The following is a 2,682-nucleotide window of genomic DNA, read 5'->3' as shown; positions in this document are numbered from 1 at the left end:
AGTGGATTTCGTTTTGTAGCATAAAATATGGCTCCTGCTATAGATGGCACGATGACAGCCGCTGCATCAGAAGCGATATTTCCGCTGATTCCTATGATGAAAATACTGATTAATAGCATTTTGTCACTGGCTCCAACCATAAACTTCTTCATAAAAGCTGTCATGAGCCCTGCTTCTTCTGCCATACCTACCCCTAACATCATGGTTAATACCAACCCAAGGGGTGCAAAGCCTGAAAAGTTTTTTACCATATCTAAGATCATGTATCGAATCCCTTCCATACTTATCAGGCTTTTTACTGCAACTTCTTCACCACTAGTAGGATGTAGTACCGATACATTCATACGGGCAGCAATAAAAGAAATAGCAATAACAGCTAAACATAATATGACAAACAACATAAAGGGATGTGGTAATTTATTTCCTGCTTTTTCTACACCATCTAAAACACGATAAAAAAACGTCTTTTTTCCTCTACTTTTACCATCTGACATCGTCATCGTTTCATAACCTTCCTTCCTCAAAAACAGTATAATTATAGCCTGCAAGTAAATCATTTGACAGTTAGTATCTCTCGTTTTACTTAACTGAATATTTTGATATCTATATGTATTTTTCATAAAGCATAATGTCTATTACAATTCAAATTTTGGGTATATTTATTTTAGGATTTATTTGTGATATGTCTTTTTTGATATGAAGCTTTCACTAATCATTACCTCCGTTTGATTAATTTTAGTTACAAACAAATTTTATATAAATACCAACTCCTTTTTCTTATATTTAATTGTTATAGCAAGCATGTTTTTTAGTGTTAAGACAATACTTTTGATGTGGGGAAACCTTATTATAAGCAATTTTATTCTATTTTGGAATAATTGTCAATATAAATAATTCTATTTTGGAATATAAATTGTTTTATTTAGCTTGTCTCTATAAAATAAAGGTATAGTAAGTATTCTAAAATAGAATGTTAGGGGAATATTAAAATGGATATTATAGGTGCTCGAATTAGAGAATTGAGAAAACAGCGCAATATAACTACTAAACAATTAGCCGAACTATGCAATACGTCCCAACCTGTGATCAGTAAGCTGGAAAACGGTAATCGTACTGCAGATATTCCAATGTTACAAAAAATATGTGAAGTATTTGATATAACTCTAGCTGAGTTTTTTGTGCCAAAATATACCCCTGAACCCTTGGATGATAATTTAAAAGATCTCTTATATAGTGCTAAAAACTTAACTCCAAAACAATTAGAATCTTTAACTAACTTTTTGAAAACAATTATTCAAAACTAATATTAACCTGTTGCATAAATAGTAGAAGTCTCTGTGAATGATTTTATTGTATTAAGGTAAAACATTTGGTAAAATGTTATCATAAAGTTTGTGGGGCAAACTTTATGATAACTTGCTAAGTCCTTGTTACTACTAAGTCTTTTTGCTGTCTCATAGTTTTTGAAACAGCTATGTTGTCCACTTTTAGTGTGCAATCATTTATTTTATCACCACCTTTTTTAAAAATAATTCTGCTATAAGCAGGTTTGGTTATATTTTATACTGCTTATTGCGGAATGTCAAGGGGTTTTTTCTATGTTTTCTAAAGAGATTTTCGCTGAACGTGTAAAAACATTACGTATAAAGAAAAATATTAAACAATCTGAGCTTGGAAAAATTGTTGGACTTTCTGATAATGCTGTAAGTGACATTGAAAGAGGTTATAGGCTTACTACCATGGAGAAGTTAAATGCTTTAGCAGACTTTTTCGATGTATCAGTGGATTATCTAATGGGTAGAACTGATAATCCAAAGCTTCATAAGTAATTAATTATTTTTAGATCATAAGAAAAAAAAGGACAGAGATGTTACTTATATAAGTAACATCTCTGTCCTTCCATCCAAAATATCTTCAATATCACAACTAGCGATCTCCTACCTGCTAACCGTGACCTTTTTCTTTATTCGACTCAATCCTAGAGAAACGACTATCCCAACAACAGCCCCAGCACTATCAATGAAAACATCCTTAACCTGCCCACTTCTACCGGGGACAAAGAGCTGATGAACTTCATCACTTACAGCATATAGAACACAGATCCCTAGAGATAAAATCAACCTTTTAAAACCATCTATCCCACTTCTTTTCATGGCATTCATCACCAATATTCCCAACACTAAATAAGCAAAGAAATGAGCGTTTTTTCTTATCAAATGATTAAGTCTACTTATATCAAAACTATCATTAGGTGCAACCCGTCCAACTGTCTCTACAATTACTTCTGTTATTCCTTTAGATAGATTATTAGACTGAACTGCTGGTTGGGCTGATAAATAGAAAATTAAGACCATCCATAGGAGGACTGCTAGCCAGGAGAAAATGACAGTTAATCTTCTTAGTTTAATCATGAATAGTATCTTTCTTCATCTTTTTTTATAATGTTTATCATAACTTCCACGTCCTTTTTAAATTTAACAATAGAAACCTTAGGAGGTTAAAGAAGGTTTACCATTTACACTACACTACACAAGGGCACTAAGGGACGTCAGACTGCGTAAAAATGCATTTTCACCGACTCAAGTATCACTGTCATCAACTTAATAAGCTCCTTGAAAATTGCATAAGAATATAACGAAATCTGGAAGCTCAAAATAAAGAAAAAAGATAAACTACCTTAAT

4 protein-coding genes are annotated in these 2,682 nt (G+C 32.3%); 2 read left to right on the top strand and 2 right to left on the bottom strand.

Going from position 1 to position 2,682, the window contains the following annotated elements:
• Positions 1-500 (bottom strand): AbgT family transporter (locus CHB72_RS25520; RefSeq protein WP_207652654.1); only part of this gene is annotated, 500 nt, incomplete at its 3' end.
• Positions 501-989: 489 nt separating this feature from the next.
• On the opposite strand from CHB72_RS25520, the gene CHB72_RS25515 reads away from it, so the two are divergent.
• Together CHB72_RS25515 and CHB72_RS25510 are read left to right on the top strand one after the other, a co-directional pair.
• Positions 990-1,304, top strand: coding sequence for a helix-turn-helix domain-containing protein (locus CHB72_RS25515; protein WP_089285677.1), 315 nt, complete (start codon positions 990-992; stop codon positions 1,302-1,304).
• A 294-nt stretch (positions 1,305-1,598) separates the two neighbouring features.
• Complete coding sequence (locus CHB72_RS25510; protein WP_089285676.1) at positions 1,599-1,829, top strand: helix-turn-helix domain-containing protein; 231 nt, start codon at positions 1,599-1,601, stop codon at positions 1,827-1,829.
• A gap of 108 nt (positions 1,830-1,937) precedes the next feature.
• Here CHB72_RS25510 and CHB72_RS25505 read toward each other — a convergent pair whose 3' ends face one another.
• Positions 1,938-2,411 (bottom strand): VanZ family protein, encoded by a 474-nt coding sequence (locus CHB72_RS25505; RefSeq protein WP_089285675.1) that lies wholly within the window; start codon positions 2,409-2,411, stop codon positions 1,938-1,940.
• Between the last annotated feature and the right edge of the window lie 271 nt (positions 2,412-2,682).

Origin of the sequence: Anaerovirgula multivorans, from assembly GCF_900188145.1 — a bacterium.
Taxonomy (GTDB): Bacteria; Bacillota; Clostridia; order Peptostreptococcales; family Natronincolaceae; genus Anaerovirgula; species Anaerovirgula multivorans.
This window is presented reverse-complemented; position numbering and strand designations above follow the sequence as displayed.